The 16287-nt window shown below is 35.0% G+C and carries 15 protein-coding genes; all 15 read left to right on the top strand.

The window, feature by feature from the left end; genetic code table 11:
- The first annotated feature begins 12 nt into the window (after positions 1-12).
- On the top strand, positions 13-312 hold the full coding sequence (locus tag MN581_RS02915) for a YlxR family protein (RefSeq protein WP_117973025.1): 300 nt from the start codon (positions 13-15) through the stop codon (positions 310-312).
- The gene (locus MN581_RS02910) at positions 302-607 is read left to right on the top strand and encodes a ribosomal L7Ae/L30e/S12e/Gadd45 family protein (protein ID WP_071456580.1); all 306 of its coding nucleotides are present in this window, start codon (positions 302-304) and stop codon (positions 605-607) included. Before MN581_RS02915 ends, MN581_RS02910 begins: the two co-directional genes overlap by 11 nt.
- A 12-nt stretch (positions 608-619) precedes the next feature.
- Positions 620-2944 carry a translation initiation factor IF-2 gene (gene infB, locus MN581_RS02905; protein WP_241699158.1) on the top strand — a complete coding sequence of 775 codons (2325 nt, stop codon included), beginning with the start codon at positions 620-622 and terminating at the stop codon, positions 2942-2944.
- Positions 2945-2975: 31 nt separating this feature from the next.
- Entirely contained in the window at positions 2976-3323 is a 348-nt protein-coding gene (rbfA, locus tag MN581_RS02900; RefSeq protein ID WP_241699157.1) for a 30S ribosome-binding factor RbfA, read from the top strand.
- A 125-nt stretch (positions 3324-3448) separates the two neighbouring features.
- On the top strand, positions 3449-4414 hold the full coding sequence (locus MN581_RS02895) for a Gfo/Idh/MocA family oxidoreductase (RefSeq protein ID WP_158559438.1): 966 nt from the start codon (positions 3449-3451) through the stop codon (positions 4412-4414).
- A 118-nt stretch (positions 4415-4532) separates the two neighbouring features.
- Positions 4533-5450 (top strand): tRNA pseudouridine(55) synthase TruB, encoded by a 918-nt coding sequence (gene truB, locus MN581_RS02890; RefSeq protein ID WP_117973020.1) that lies wholly within the window; start codon positions 4533-4535, stop codon positions 5448-5450.
- Positions 5451-5463: 13 nt separating this feature from the next.
- Positions 5464-6417 carry a bifunctional riboflavin kinase/FAD synthetase gene (locus tag MN581_RS02885; RefSeq protein WP_241699156.1) on the top strand — a complete coding sequence of 318 codons (954 nt, stop codon included), beginning with the start codon at positions 5464-5466 and terminating at the stop codon, positions 6415-6417.
- Entirely contained in the window at positions 6414-7550 is a 1137-nt protein-coding gene (gene hemW, locus MN581_RS02880) for a radical SAM family heme chaperone HemW (RefSeq protein ID WP_117973018.1), read from the top strand. Before MN581_RS02885 ends, hemW begins: the two co-directional genes overlap by 4 nt.
- Before the next feature lie 289 nt (positions 7551-7839).
- A complete protein-coding gene (gene hrcA, locus MN581_RS02875; RefSeq protein WP_117973017.1) occupies positions 7840-8886 on the top strand; it encodes a heat-inducible transcriptional repressor HrcA in 1047 nt (348 codons plus the stop codon).
- A 16-nt stretch (positions 8887-8902) separates the two neighbouring features.
- Positions 8903-9475: a nucleotide exchange factor GrpE gene (gene grpE, locus MN581_RS02870; protein WP_117973016.1), complete on the top strand. Its 573-nt coding sequence runs from the start codon at positions 8903-8905 to the stop codon at positions 9473-9475.
- 47 nt (positions 9476-9522) lie between these two features.
- A complete protein-coding gene (dnaK, locus tag MN581_RS02865; protein WP_117973015.1) occupies positions 9523-11352 on the top strand; it encodes a molecular chaperone DnaK in 1830 nt (609 codons plus the stop codon).
- 142 nt (positions 11353-11494) lie between these two features.
- Complete coding sequence (dnaJ, locus tag MN581_RS02860) at positions 11495-12658, top strand: molecular chaperone DnaJ (protein WP_117973014.1); 1164 nt, start codon at positions 11495-11497, stop codon at positions 12656-12658.
- 131 nt (positions 12659-12789) lie between these two features.
- Positions 12790-13722, top strand: coding sequence for a metal ABC transporter substrate-binding protein (locus tag MN581_RS02855; protein WP_241699155.1), 933 nt, complete (start codon positions 12790-12792; stop codon positions 13720-13722).
- 88 nt (positions 13723-13810) lie between these two features.
- Positions 13811-14710, top strand: coding sequence for a DMT family transporter (locus MN581_RS02850; RefSeq protein WP_241699154.1), 900 nt, complete (start codon positions 13811-13813; stop codon positions 14708-14710).
- A gap of 109 nt (positions 14711-14819) precedes the next feature.
- Entirely contained in the window at positions 14820-16247 is a 1428-nt protein-coding gene (gene gndA / locus MN581_RS02845) for an NADP-dependent phosphogluconate dehydrogenase (RefSeq protein ID WP_117973011.1), read from the top strand.
- Positions 16248-16287: the final 40 nt, after the last annotated feature.

Here is a 16287-nt window from a genome sequence, read left to right as displayed (position 1 = left end):
GAGGCGAAATAGATGAAACAAAGAAAAATTCCAATGCGTAAATGTGTTGTATCAAATGAAATGAAACCCAAAAAAGAAATGATTCGTATTGTTCGTTCTAAAGAAGGCGAGATTTCGATTGATCCAACTGGAAAAATGCCAGGTCGTGGAGCTTATCTATCTATGGAACCAGATGTCGTCCAAAAAAGTTGGGATCAAAAAATTTTAGACAGAGTATTAAACGATACATTAACAGATGACTTCTATCAAGAGTTGCTAGACTATGTGTCACATCAAAAAGCAAGGAGAGAATTATTCGGAAATGGAAAATAAACAACGATTTCTTAATCTCCTAGGTTTAGCAATGAAAGCCGGTAAACTTGTGACTGGTGAAGAAACAACCTTACAGTCAGTGAGAAAAAATACTGTAAATTTGGTGATTTTAGCAAGTGACGCAAGTGAAAATACCGAAAAAAAAATGAGAGACAAGTGCCATAGTTATCATACAAAATTGATTTCGCCATGCACCTCAGCCGAACTGAGTTCTGCTATTGGTAAAAATCGTATGATTGTCGGGGTATGTGACACCGGATTTTCTCGAAAGATGTGTGAACTAATGACAGAATAGGATGGTGAGAGAATGAGTAAAAAACGCGTATATGAATTAGCGAAAGAACTAAATGTTCCAAGTAAAGATATCGTAGAAAAAGCTCAGTCCGCAGGTGTTGATGTGAAAAATCATATGAGTACATTAAATGACTCAGATATTGACAAAGTCAAACACCTATTAGCACCTTCAAAAGCTAAGGGACAAGATAATAAAAAAACTGGTCAAGTACCAGCTAAAAAAAATAATCATTCTAATAAAAAGTTAGAAAATAATGATAACAGTAAGGGTAATCGAGTGAATAATCAGAATCAAAACAAACAACAACCAACGAATAAACAAAATAATCACCAAAAATCTTCAGCAAATGGAACAAAAAAACCAGCTGGAAATACATCTAATCAAGCAAATAGAAGCAATAATTCAACAGGTAATAACAATAACCAAAATAAAGGTGGAAACCGTAATAACAATGGTAACCGACCTTATCAAGGAAACCAAAACAATCGCTATAACAAAAATAATAAGCGACGTAACAATAAAAAAGGCAAACAGCAAACATCTAATAAGCCAGCTGTACCACCACGTAAATTTAAAGAATTACCAGAAGTGTTAGTTTACACTGAAGGCATGAATGTAGCAGATATTGCTAAGAAAATTTACCGTGAACCAGCAGAAATTATTAAAAAATTATTCCTTTTAGGTGTGATGGTTAACCAAAACCAAGCATTAGATAAAGATACAATTGAATTATTAGCAACAGATTACGGTATTGAAGCGGAAGAAAAAGTTCAAGAAGATGTGGCTGATATTGACAAATTCTTTGAAGCAGATGTTGTTGATCCTGATAAATTAGTCAGTCGTCCTCCTGTTGTGACTGTTATGGGACACGTTGACCATGGTAAAACAACCTTATTAGATACATTAAGAAATGCAAAAGTAACATCTGGTGAAGCAGGCGGGATTACACAACATATTGGTGCCTACCAAATTGATATTGATGGCAAACCAATTACATTCTTAGATACACCAGGACATGCGGCGTTTACTAGTATGCGTGCTCGTGGAGCAAGTATCACAGATATTACCATTTTGGTTGTAGCAGCAGATGATGGTGTCATGCCTCAAACAGTTGAAGCCATTAACCATGCTAAAGCAGCAGAAGTCCCAATTATTGTGGCGGTCAATAAAATTGATAAACCAAGTGCCAATCCAGATCGCGTGATGCAAGAATTAAGTGAATATGGCTTGATTCCAGAATCATGGGGTGGAGACACCATTTTTGTTCCAATCTCTGCCAAATTTGGGGATAATATTGAAGAATTATTAGAAATGATTTTACTTGTTTCTGAAGTGGAAGACTTAAAAGCTGACCCAACACAACGTGCAATCGGTACAGTTATTGAAGCACGCTTAGATAAAAGTAAAGGACCTGTTGTAACCTTATTAGTACAACAAGGAACACTACATGTTCAAGACCCAATCGTTGTTGGTAACACCCACGGACGTGTGCGTGTGATGACAAACGATATTGGTCGTCGTGATAAAACAGCTGGACCAGCAACACCAGTTGAAATTACCGGGTTAAATGATGTACCACAAGCTGGTGACAGATTTGTAACCTTCGAAGACGAAAAAACAGCTCGTGCAGCTGGAGAAGAAAGAGCAAAACGTGCTTTATTAGAACAACGTCAAGTGAGTCAACGTGTGACATTAGATAACTTATTCGAAAGTCTGAAAGATGGCGAAATGAAAGAAGTTAACGTTATTATCAAAGCGGACGTTCAAGGGTCAGCTGAAGCATTAGCTGCTAGTTTAACCAAAATTGATGTTGAAGGCGTTCGTGTGAAAATTGTCCATTCAGCAGTTGGGGCAATTAATGAAAGTGATATTACATTAGCTTCTGCAAGTAATGCGATTATCGTCGGTTTTAATGTTCGTCCAACAGCACAAGCTCGTACACAAGCAGAACAAGAACAAGTCGATATTCGTTTACACAGAATCATCTATAAAGTTATCGAAGAAATTGAAACAGCGATGAAAGGAATGCTTGATCCTGAATTTGTTGAAAAAATTACAGGACAAATGCAAGTTCGTGAAACTTACAATGTGTCTAAAGTTGGGACAATTGCAGGATGTTACGTAACAGAAGGCTTCATTCGTCGTGATTGTGGTATTCGTTTAATTCGTGATGGTATTGTTATCCATGAAGGTAACCTAGCTAGTTTGAAACGATTTAAAGATGATGCAAAAGAGGTAAAAATGGGATTTGAATGTGGTGCCACTCTTGAAAATTACAATGACGTAAAAGTTGATGATGTCATTGAAGGGTTCATCATGGAAGAAGTGAAAAAATAATTCAGCTCATTTATATGAGGAGGATAAGCATATGGCAAATTACCGAGATCGTCGTGTCGCTCAAGAAATATTAAAAGAAGTGAATGATATTTTACATAAAAAAGTGCGTGATCCACGTGTACAAGATGTAAGTATCACTGACGTAAAAGTAACTGGTGATTTACAAGAAGCAACTATTTTTTATAGCTTGTTGAGTGATAAAGCGTCTGATAAGCAAAAAGCGCAAGAAGGATTGGATAAAGCGACAGGATTAGTTCGTCGTGAATTAGGTCATAGATTAAGTATCTATAAAACACCTGAAATTACCTTTGCAAGAGATGAGTCAGTCGAATATGGAAATCATATTGATGAACTATTAAGAGGATTGCATAAAGATTAATTTAAAAAAGACTAGAGGAAAATTTATTTCTTCTGGTCTTTTTAATTTTTCATAAAATAGGAATGATTAACGCATAATAATGAAGTATGATACACTAAGGTTAGATTAATTAGGAGGCGATTCGATTGGTAAAAAATATCGGAATAGTTGGGACAGGTGTGATTGCAACAGAATTTGTAACGCAAGTAGATACGTCAAAATACACGGTCCATTCAGTGTATAATCGTAACCCAAGATCTCTTGAAACGTTTAAAGAAGCCCATCAATTACATAATGGCTACACAGATTATGATGAGTTTTTAAATGATGATACCCTTGAGTGTGTCTATATTGCAACACCAAATCAAACGCATTATGACTATGCTAAAAAAGCAATCGAAAAGGGTAAACATGTATTATGTGAAAAAGTGATGGTATTAAATGCTGACCAAGCACGTGAGTTATTTGAATTAGCGAAAAAGTATCACGTGGTTATACTGGAAGCTGTAACATTATTCTTCATGCCAATGTATCATGAAGTGAGCCATTTATTAGAACAAAATGTGTTAGGTAAAATTAGTGGGGCGAATATCACATTTGGTAGTTGTAAAGAATATGATGTAAATAATCGATTTTTCTCATTAGAAAAAGGCGGTGGGGCATTATTTGATATTGGACCATATGCCTTATCAGCAGCTGTTTATTTATTAGGGACAGACATTGAGTTAGTTTCTTCTGAGGTTGTCATGGCACCAAGTGGCGTTGATGAAAAATCAGTGACTACATTAAAAACAAAAAATAACGAACTAGCTAGTGTGATGTTATCGTTTAGAGGAAGATTACCAAAACAAATTTTAGTCACAGGTGATGAAGGCTATTTAATGATTAATGATTTTCCAAGAGCGACAACAGCCAATATCTTTTATAATGATGGAACAACACAAGTCATTGAAGCAGGCGATGGAAAAGATGTATTTACCTATGAGATGGATATGTTAAATCATTTGGCTAGTGAAAAAGACTTAGAGCATGTTCCTGATTGTCGAGAAGTCAGTCAACGAGTGATTGAGTTGATGGACGCCATGAGACATGAGTGGGGATGGAAATTATAATAGACACCTAAAAGGAGGGCGGCCTCCTTTTTTTATGTTTACAATCGCTTTTATCCTAATTAGGTCTTTAAGTATGCTATAATATTGAGGAAATGATGAAAAGAGTAGGAGAAGACAAATGGAAGGAATTATCCCTCTATGGAAACCACGTGGCATGACAAGTCATGATTGTGTTTTCCAGTTAAGAAAAATCTTAAAAACAAAAAAAGTTGGACATAGTGGCACACTTGACCCAGATGTTGATGGCATATTGCCTATTTGTGTCGGTAAAGCAACAAAAGTTGTTGAGTATTTGCAAGAATCCAATAAACTATATGTTGGGGAAATAACCCTTGGATTTTCAACAGAAACAGAAGATGCAAGTGGGGAAATTGTGGCAAAAAGTCCTATTACCAAGCCTTTAACAGAAAAAGAAATTGATGAAGCTATGTTATCTTTCACAGGTGATATTCAACAAATTCCTCCTATGTATTCTGCTGTTAAAGTGAATGGTCGACGATTATATGATTATGCGAGAAAAGGCGAATCAGTTGATCGTCCAGTTAGACAAACAGTTATTCATCGTTATAAACGCATCAGTCAACCAATCTTTTCAGAAGAAACACAGACACAGTCTTGGAAATTTGAAGTGGATTGTGCAAAAGGAACGTATGTTAGAACACTTGCTGTGGATACAGGAAAAAAATTAGGTTATGAGGCACATATGTCAGATTTGACGAGGTTATCAAGTGGAGGGTTTGACGTGAAAGAAGCCATTACGTTAGAAAGAGTAAGAGAACTTGTTGAAGATAATCAATCATCAGAAATATTCTATCCGCTTGAGAGAGCTGTCGAGACGTTTCCTAAAAAACGATTAACACCAGATGAGTATCAATTAATCAGAAATGGATTAGTGATGCCAGATTCTTTTTTTGAGGGATATGATGACACACCGTTGATTGCATTATTCTACAATCAACAACTTGTTAGTTTATATGGTAAACACCCAAGTAAACCTGGCTTATTTAAGCCAGTTAAAGTGATTCGAAACGATTAAAGGAGTATATGTTATGCAAATTATTAATATTCATCATCCGTATGATCCATGTGACTTACCTAAGGATGATGTCGTGTTAGCTTTAGGTTTTTTTGACGGCGTTCATAGAGGCCATCAAGAAGTAATCCGAACAGCTAAGACTATAGCAAATGAAAAAGGATTAAAATTGGCTGTGATGACATTTAATCATCATCCTGCAGTTGTTTTCCAAAAAGTAAACTATAAGAAAATGAAATACATTACAACAATTGAGCAGAAAGAAGAAAAAATGAGGCAATTGGGTGTCGATTATTTATATATCATTGAGTTTACGTCTTCTTTTGCCAGTCTTTCGCCACAAGATTTCGTCGATGAATACATGGTAGGATTGCATGCTAAAGTTGTTGTAGCAGGATTTGATTATACCTATGGAAAGAAAGATATTGCCAATATGAGTATCTTACCTACCTATGCAAAAGGTCGATTTGAAGTAGTTGAAGTTGAAAAATTAAGTGAACATGACGAAAAAGTTAGTTCAACAGCTATTCGTGAATGCATGAAGATAGGTGATATGTATGCAGCGAACAAATTATTGGGCTATGCTTATGAAACAACGGGCATTGTAGTACACGGAGATAAACGCGGTCGATTATTAGGGTATCCAACTGCTAATATTAAAGTGCCAACATATTCGTTATTACCTACTGGTGGGGTATATGTTGTGAAGATAAAAGTATCAAATAAATGGTATATGGGTATGGCGCAAATAGGATACAATATCACATTTGAGAGCAATCGTCCAATGACCATCGAAGTCAATATTCTAGATTTTTCAGATGATATTTACGGTGAACAAGTGAGTGTTGAATGGCTACACTTTTTACGTGGAGAGCAAAAATTTGATAATGTGGATGGACTAATTGCTCAATTAAAACAAGATGAACAAAATACAAGGGATTATTTTGATGCAAGAGGAGGACTAATATGACGTCAGCCTATATACATATTCCTTTTTGTGAACATATCTGTTTTTATTGTGACTTCAATAAAGTATTTATTGAAGGACAACCTGTTGATGAATACATTGAGGCTTTGTTGAAAGAAATCAAGTTAACAAAAGAAGCTTATCCATCAGATACAACTGAAACCATTTATATTGGTGGTGGTACACCAACGTCTTTATCTGCTAAACAGCTCGACCGTCTATTAAGTGGTATAAAAGAATTATTACCGTTTAACCCAAGTGATGAATTTACTGTAGAGGCTAATCCAGGTGATTTGACAATGGATAAAATAAAAGTTCTTCAAACACATGGGGTCAATCGATTGTCTATGGGAGTTCAAACGTTTGATAATAGGTTATTAAAAAAAATTGGTCGAAAACATTCAGCACAAGATGTATTTGATACGATGTCTCTTTTAGAACGTGCTGATTTTTCCAATGTTAGTATTGATTTAATTTATGCTTTACCAAATCAAACAATGGAAAGTTTTGAAGACACGCTGGATAAAGCTTTGGCACTAGATTTACCTCATTATTCTATGTATTCATTGATTTTAGAAAATAAAACCATGTTTTATAATTGGGCAAGGCAAGGCAGATTGCATTTACCAGGAATTGATGTTGAGGGAGATATGTTTGAGCGAGCTATCGAACGCATGACGTTAGCTGGAAAACATCAGTATGAAGTGAGTAATTTTGCTGAAGTAGGAAAAGAGAGCAAACATAACTTGGTTTACTGGAATAATGATCATTATTATGGATTGGGCGCAGGAGCAAGTGGTTATTTAGGCAATATTCGTTATAAAAATCATGGACCTATCCAACATTACTTAGAACCCTTAAGACAAAATAACTTACCTACTATTACAACAGAAAATTTAACGATTAAGCATCAAATGGAAGAGGAAATGTTTTTAGGATTACGTAAAAAACAAGGTGTTTCTCTATCTAATTTTGAACAAAAATTTGGTCAAACATTTGAATCTATTTATGGAAGTGTCGCTGAGCGTTTAATAGAGGAAGAAATGATTCAAATAAGAGATGGCTTTATTTCGTTAACGGATAAAGGATTAATTTTAGGAAATGATGTTTTTGAGAAATTTTTATTAGAAAAATAAGTATGAAACAGTCTAAAGAGAAAAAATTAGGCTGTTTTTTTGTTATTCTCGTTTTTTTGACAAAATAAATTGACATATTCTTGTGATTACTCATTTATAGATTTGTCATAATATAGATGAATCCTTTGTTTATTAAGCTTTATTAATATGGTATCGTTAGATTTAGCACTCTATAACAAAGAGTGCTAAAAAGGAGAGGCTTTTAGTTGACAAAAAAATTAATCCTTGTTATATTAATAATGTAGTTAGCACTTAGTGTGAATGAGTGCTAATAAGGAAGGTGATTCGCATGTTGAGTATGAGACAAGAACACATCTTACAATTATTAGTTCAGCTCTATACTGAAACAGGACAACCTGTTGGATCGAAGACCTTGATGAATAACGGGATTACAGTTAGTTCAGCAACCATTCGAAATGAGCTGTCGAAATTGGAAGATTTTGGTCTTATTCAAAAAATGCACACGTCTTCCGGTAGAATTCCTTCAATGAAAGGATATCGTTATTATGTGGATCATTTAATGGATCCTAGTAAGATTAGTTCTACCGATGTTCAACGTATCAAACGATTGTTTAATCGCAAGTTTAACGCCACAAATGAAATCATTGAGTGGTCTGCTAATATTTTATCCGATTTAACAAGTTATACAGCCTTTTCGTTAGGGCCAGAGGTAAAAGAACGTCGATTAACTGGGTTTCAAATTGTTCCGTTGAATACTCGCCAATTAATGGCGATTATTGTGATTGATCAAGGATATGTTGAAAGTCAAGTGTTCTCAATTCCAAGTTCAGTGTCAACTGAAGATATCGAAAAAATGATTCGAATCATCAATGATCGATTGTTGGGAGAAACACTTTTGACAGTTTACCATAAGCTTCGAACGGAGATTCCATTAGTTCTCCAACGTTATTTTAATAATTCAAGTAATATTTTATTCTTATTCGAAGATGTGTTTAATCAAGCTTTTGATGAACAAATTTATGTGGGTGGAGGGATGAATTTATTAAATTCTGCTGCTATTACAAACCCAAATGAGTTTCAGTCAGTGTATTCCTTAATTAGTGATACAGATAAATTGACTGAGCTTCTTATATCGGATAAAGATGAAAAAATTGATATTAAAATTGGAGATGAACTAAACAATGAATTGTTACAAAACATGAGTTTAGTAACTGGATCGTACGATGTTTTTCAACGAGGCAAAGGATTAGTAGCTGTTTTAGGACCTGCTAACATGTCTTATTCGAAACTGTTAGGAGTTATGGATGTTTTGACGGATGAGCTATCTAGACATCTAGAAACATATTATCGACATTTGGAAAATAGTGGAGAGTGAAAGGAGACTGACTAAAGTGAAGAAAGACGAATCAGTTGATAAAGTTAACGAGGAAGAAAAAAAAGACGAAGAGTCGATAGCTGAAACAAATGAGGCTGTTGAGACCGAAGAAGTGGTAGAAGAAAACGAAACGGAAGAATCGTTAGAACAAACATTACAGGAAGATTTAGATAAGATGGAAGATCAATTCCTAAGAGCTCAAGCAGAAATTGCGAATATGCGCAATCGACATAAAAAAGAGCGTGAGGAAGCTTCTAGATATCGGGCACAAGAATTAGCAAAAGAGTTATTACCAGCTTTGGATAACTTAGATCGTGCGTTAGCAATTGAAGTGAGCGATGAGCATGGTGAGGCGATGAAAAAAGGAATTGAGATGGTGAGAGAAAGTATGTTACATGCTTTTAAAGAATCTGGTATCGAAGAGATAAAAGCTGAAGGTGAAAAATTTGATCCAAATTTACATCAAGCCGTCCAAACAGTTCCCGCTGAAGATGGTCAAGAATCAGATGTGATTGTTCAAGTGTTACAAAAAGGTTATATATTGCATGATCGTATTTTAAGACCATCAATGGTTATCGTGACACAATAATATAAATGATATTTAAATAAAATAATTAGATAAAGGAGATTTTTAATATGAGTAAAATAATTGGTATTGACTTAGGAACAACAAACTCTGCAGTAGCTGTATTAGAAGGCGGAGAAGCAAAAATTATTACTAATCCAGAAGGTAACCGTACAACACCATCTGTTGTATCGTTTAAAAATGGTGAAATCCAAGTTGGTGAAGTAGCAAAACGTCAAGCAGTAACAAACCCAAATACAATTTCTTCTATTAAACGTCATATGGGTGAACCTGGATATAAAGTAGAAGTTGAAGGAAAATCATATACTCCACAAGAAGTTTCAGCGATGATTTTACAATACATCAAAGGATTTGCTGAAGATTACTTAGGCGAAAAAGTTGATAAAGCAGTTATTACTGTTCCAGCTTACTTCAACGATGCTCAACGTCAAGCAACAAAAGATGCTGGTAAAATCGCTGGTTTAGAAGTTGAACGTATTGTTAACGAACCAACTGCAGCAGCTTTAGCTTATGGTTTAGATAAAACTGACCGTGATGAAAAAGTATTAGTATTTGACTTAGGTGGTGGTACATTTGACGTGTCTATCCTTGAACTAGGTGATGGCGTATTTGATGTATTATCAACTGCAGGTGACAACAACTTAGGTGGGGATGACTTTGACGAAAAAATCATCGACTACTTAGTAGAAGAATTCAAAAAAGAAAATGGCATTGATTTGTCTAAAGATAAAATGGCAGTACAACGTTTGAAAGATGCTGCTGAAAAAGCGAAAAAAGATTTATCAGGTGTAACAAGCACTCAAATTAGCTTACCATTCATCACTGCTGGAGAAGCTGGACCTCTTCACTTAGAGTTAAACTTAACTCGTGCGAAATTTGATGAATTAACATCTGATTTAGTTGAAAGAACTAAAATTCCAGTTCGTCAAGCAATTAAAGATGCTGGTATTTCAACTTCAGAAATTGATGAAGTTATCTTAGTTGGTGGATCTACTCGTATTCCTGCAGTAGTTGAAGCTGTAAGAAAAGAAACTAAAAAAGAACCTAACAAATCAGTTAACCCTGATGAAGTAGTCGCAATGGGTGCTGCTATCCAAGGTGGAGTAATCACTGGTGATGTTAAAGATGTTGTCTTACTTGATGTTACACCGTTATCATTAGGTATTGAAACAATGGGTGGCGTGTTTACTAAATTAATCGACCGTAACACAACAATCCCAACAAGTAAATCACAAGTCTTCTCTACAGCAGCAGACAACCAACCAGCCGTTGATATCCATGTTTTACAAGGTGAACGTCCAATGGCAGCTGACAACAAAACATTAGGAAGATTCCAATTAACAGATATTCCTGCAGCTCCACGTGGTGTGCCACAAATCGAAGTATCATTTGATATCGATAAAAATGGTATTGTTAACGTAAGTGCAAAAGACTTAGGTACTCAAAAAGAACAAACTATTACAATCAAATCATCTTCAGGTCTAACAGATGAAGAAATTGAACGTATGGTGAAAGATGCTGAAGCAAATGCTGAAGCAGATAAAGAACGTAAAGAAGAAGTTGATTTACGTAACGACATCGATGCGTTATTATTCTCAGTTGACAAAACTTTAGGCGAGTTAGAAGGTAAAGTTGATGCGGACGAAGTGAAAAAAGCGGAAGATGCTCGTGATGAATTAAAAGCAGCTGTAGAAGCTAATAACATTGAAGACATGAAAGCTAAACGCGATGCATTAAATGAAATTGTCCAAGCTTTAACTGTTAAATTATATGAGCAAGCGGCAGCACAACAAGCACAAGAAAATCCAGAAGCAGCACAAAGTGGCGCGGATGATGTTGTTGATGCAGACTTTGAAGAAATCAACGACGACGAAAAATAATGATGAGTCAAGAAAAAAGCCAAAGCATTGTGCTTTTGGCTTTTTCTCTTGATTATTACGATAAAGCATTCTAAAATTGACTGATTTGTGGTATGATTTAAACGAATTTAGACGTTTTAGAAAAATGGGGGGTTAGTTATATATGGCCAAAAGAGATTATTATGAGGTTTTAGGAGTATCTAAAACAGCAACAGATGATGAAATAAAAAAAGCCTATCGTAAACTATCCAAAAAATATCATCCAGACATAAATAAAGAACCCGATGCAGAAGAGAAGTTTAAAGAAGTATCTGAAGCATTTGAAGTATTAAGTGATGCACAAAAACGTGCAGCTTATGACCAATATGGCCATGCAAGTACTGATCCAAACTTTGGTGCTGGTGGTTTTGGCGGTGGTGGTTTCCAAGATTTTGGTGGTAGTTTCGGAGGGTTTGAAGATATTTTTGAATCATTCTTTGGCGGTGGAGGACGTTCTAGTAATCCTAATGCGCCAAGACAAGGTTCTGATTTGCAGTATACATTAGATTTAACGTTTAATGAAGCAATCTTCGGGTTAGAAAAAAATATTCGTTATAATCGTGAAGACGAATGTGCGACATGTCATGGAACTGGAGCAAAACCAGGAACTCATCCAGAAAACTGTCCTAAATGTCATGGTTCAGGTGTTATTAATGTTGAAAGACAAACGCCACTTGGACGTATGATGAGTCAACAATCATGTGATGAGTGTCAAGGGACAGGTAAAATCATTAAAGAAAAATGTGAAACATGTCATGGTGCTGGACGTATGATTAAGTCTCATTCTGTTAAAGTGACTGTTCCAGCTGGTGTTGAAGATGGACAACAAATGCGTTTATCTGGACAAGGGGAAGCAGGTTATAATGGTGGACCTTATGGTGATTTATATGTAGTCTTTAGTGTGGAAGAAAGCCCAATCTTTGAAAGAGATGGTTCTGAAATCTATTATGATCACCATATTACATTTGTTCAAGCAGCGCTAGGAGACGAGATTGAAGTCCCAACTGTTCATGGACGAGTGAAGTTAAGAATACCAGCAGGGACCCAAACAGGTACAACCTTTAGACTTAAAGGAAAAGGTGCACCAAGATTACGTAGTAATGGAAATGGCGATCAACAAGTAACGGTTCATGTTGATACACCAACTAAAATGAATGAAGAGCAAAAGAAACTTCTACGTCAATTTGCTGAATTAAATGGTGAAAAAGCAGTAGTTGAACAAGAAGAAGGTTTTTTTGATAAAATGAAAGATGCCTTTTCTTCAGGTCATAAGAAAAAGAAAAAATAAGTAAGACGAAAAAAGTAAAACAGTTTATTTGTTTTACTTTTTTTATTTTTACTTGAAATAACTATAAAAAACATGTAATATATATTATTAGATAGTAATGTTTACGATTTGAGCGAAAGTGAGGATATACCATGAAACGCATAACGAAAATTATTTTAGGTGTCGCTTTGACTAGTTTACTTGTTGCATGTGGTAATACGGTAAAAGAAGATAAAAAAGAAGCAGATAAACTACAAGTGGTAACCTCTTTTTATCCCATGTATGATTTTGCGAAAAAAGTTACGGGAAACAAAGCAGAGGTGACGGTTTTAACAGAAGCTGGTGTAGAACCGCATGATTATGAGCCAAGTGCAAAAGATTTGGCAAAAATTCAAAATGCTGATGTATTTATTTATAATTCAAACGAGATGGAAACATGGGTAAGAGATGTCCTTGCATCTATTGATACGAAAAAAGTGAAAGTGATTGAAGCAAGCCAAGGTATTGACTTGATGGAAGCAACTGAAGAACATGAGCATGAAGGAGAAGCCTCACATGATCATCAATTAGATCCGCATGTGTGGTTAGATCCTGTTTTGGCTAAAAAAGAAGTAGAGACGATTACAAAAGGCTTAGTTGAAGTTGATACACCAAATAAAGATATCTATGAAAAGAATTCAACTGACTTTACACAGAAACTAAATAAATTAAATGAAGCTTACGTGGATGCAACAAAAGATGCCACTCAAAAAACATTTGTCACACAACACACTGCCTTTTCATATTTAGCTAAACAATATGGATTAAAACAGGTGGCAATTTCTGGCATTTCTCCTGATCAAGAACCTACACCTAAAGAATTAAAAAATATTGAAGACTTAGTCAAAAAAGATAATATTAAAGTGATTTATACAGAAAGTAGCGCGTCATCAAAAGTAGCCGAAACCATTACTAGCGCAACTGGGGCGACACTTTCAGAACTTAATCCGTTAGAGAGTTTGACTAAAAAAGAGATGGATGGGGGAGAAGATTATCTGTCTGTTATGTATACGAATTTAGAACACTTAAAATTAACCATAAAATAAACGATGGAAACCTAGAATATTTCTAGGTTTTTATTGTTTTTATAGGCCTTAAAGCTGTAGAATAAAGCGATAAGGGGGAGGTGAAAAAATGGAAAAAAGAAGTAGTAAATTAAAGGGTATGATTTTAGCTATTTTAGGTGGAGTTTTTTGGGGAGCATCTGGAGTAGTGGCTGAATATTTGATGACAACAAAACACGTATCAGCTAGTTGGCTTGTAGCCGTTAAAATGATTGTGGCAGGTTTTTTAATTTTAATGTATCAAATGGGAAAAGGGAATAAAGATAGCTTATCTCCTCTAAAAAATAAAACTGAATTAATTCAATTAATTATTTTTAGTGTACTGGGAGTACTTGGGTTACAGTATTCTTTTTTCAAAGCTATTCAAGTTAGTAATGCAGCGACTGCAACGATATTACAATATCTATCACCAATATTATTAGTCGTTTATTTTATTATCGAAAAGAAAGAGCTACCAAATAAATCAAGTGTGGTCAGTATTGTGCTATCATTATTGGGGACTTTTTTATTAGTAACTAAAGGAAACCTAAATGAATTAGCTATGTCACCGAATGGGTTGTTTTGGGGATTATTATCAGCATTTTTAGGTGCTTTTTATATTATTCAACCAAGAAAACTTATGGCAAAATATGGAACAACACTTATTATAGGATGGGGTATGCTAATAGGTGGGGTGTCTTTTCAGGTTTATCAACCGATTTGGCAAGATGTACCTACTTTTACACCTGGTGTGTCACTAGGGATTTTAGTTATAGTGATTATTGGTACCGTTTTTTCATATATCTGTTTACTTAAAAGTACAGAATATATACCACCACAGTTTTCGAGTTTATTAACATCATTTGAACCACTAAGTTCAGCTTTATTTTCAGTTTTATTTTTAGGATTGGTTTTAAAACCTATCGAGATAGTCAGTATGTTATTGATTATTTTTGCTGTTTTTCTTTTGTCTAGATGTGATATCTCATAAGAAAAGTCATGTCTATTTATATTTTAGGTAAAATAAGCTATAATTATTAGTAAGATATAATATAGATAAAAAAGTATCATTTTTTGAAAAAAGAATTGGAGGAAGATGTATGTCTAAACAACAAATTGGTGTTGTCGGTATGGCAGTCATGGGTAAAAACTTAGCGTTAAATATAGAAAGTAGAGGATACACTGTTTCTATTTTTAACCGTACATCATCAAAAACAGAGGAAGTAATCAAAGAGTATCCTGATAAAAATTTAGTTGCAACTTATTCTATCGAAGAGTTTGTTAATTCTCTTGAAACACCAAGACGAATTTTATTAATGGTAAAAGCAGGTAAAGCGACTGATTTAACAATCGAAAGTTTACTACCATTTTTAGATGAAGGGGATGTGTTAATCGATGGTGGGAATACTTACTTCAAAGATACTATCCGTCGTAATGAAGCGTTAGCAACTTCTGGTATTAACTTTATCGGTACTGGTGTATCTGGTGGAGAAGAGGGGGCGTTAAAAGGGCCTTCTATGATGCCAGGTGGACAAAAAGAAGCGTATGAATTAGTAGCCCCAATCTTTGAACAAATTGCAGCAAAAGCAGAAGATGGTGTGCCATGTGTGACGTATATTGGACCAAATGGTGCAGGTCACTATGTAAAAATGGTACATAATGGAATCGAGTATGGAGACATGCAATTAATTGCTGAATCATATGACATCTTAACTCGCGTTTTAGGTTTATCAGTTGAAGAAGTTGCTGACATTTTTAAAGAATGGAATACAGGTGAGTTGGACAGCTACTTAATCGAAATCACGTCAGATATTTTAACGCGTAAAGATGATTTAGGAACCGGTAAACCAATTGTTGATGTTATCTTAGATGCTGCTGGTAATAAAGGAACTGGTAAATGGACAAGTCAAAACGCACTTGATTTAGGAACACCACTACCGCTTATTACAGAATCTGTTTTTGCTCGATATATCTCAGCATTAAAAACTGAGCGTGTAGCGGCAAGTGAGATTATTCCTGTACCACCAGTGAAAGAATTTACTGGAGATAAAAAAGAATTTGTAGAAAAAATTCGTCAAGCATTATACTTTAGTAAAATCATGAGTTACGCACAAGGATTTGCTCAAATGCGTATGGCTAGTGAAGAATATGGTTGGGATCTAAATTATGGTAATATAGCGAAAATCTTTAGAGCAGGATGCATTATTCGTGCCCAATTCTTACAAAAAATTACGGATGCCTATGAACGAAATCCAGAAATTAAAAATCTTATTTTAGATGATTATTTCTTAGATATCACAACAAAATACCAACAATCAGTTCGTGATGTTGTTGCCTTAGCTGTTGAAACAGGTGTACCTGTTCCCACATTCTCATCAGCTATTTCTTACTACGATTCTTATCGTACAAAAGATTTACCTGCTAACATCATTCAAGCACAAAGAGATTACTTTGGTGCTCATACTTACGAACGTAAAGATCGTGATGGCGTGTTCCATTATGATTGGTATGGGGAAGAAAACAAATAAGTAAATGAAAAATCCAGTTACTAGAAAACTAGTAACTGGA

The sequence above is a fragment of the Vagococcus sp. CY53-2 genome, assembly GCF_022604695.1.
Lineage (GTDB): Bacteria > Bacillota > Bacilli > Lactobacillales > Vagococcaceae > Vagococcus.
Note: the sequence above shows the minus strand (reverse complement) of the source record. Positions and strands in the feature narration are given on the sequence as shown.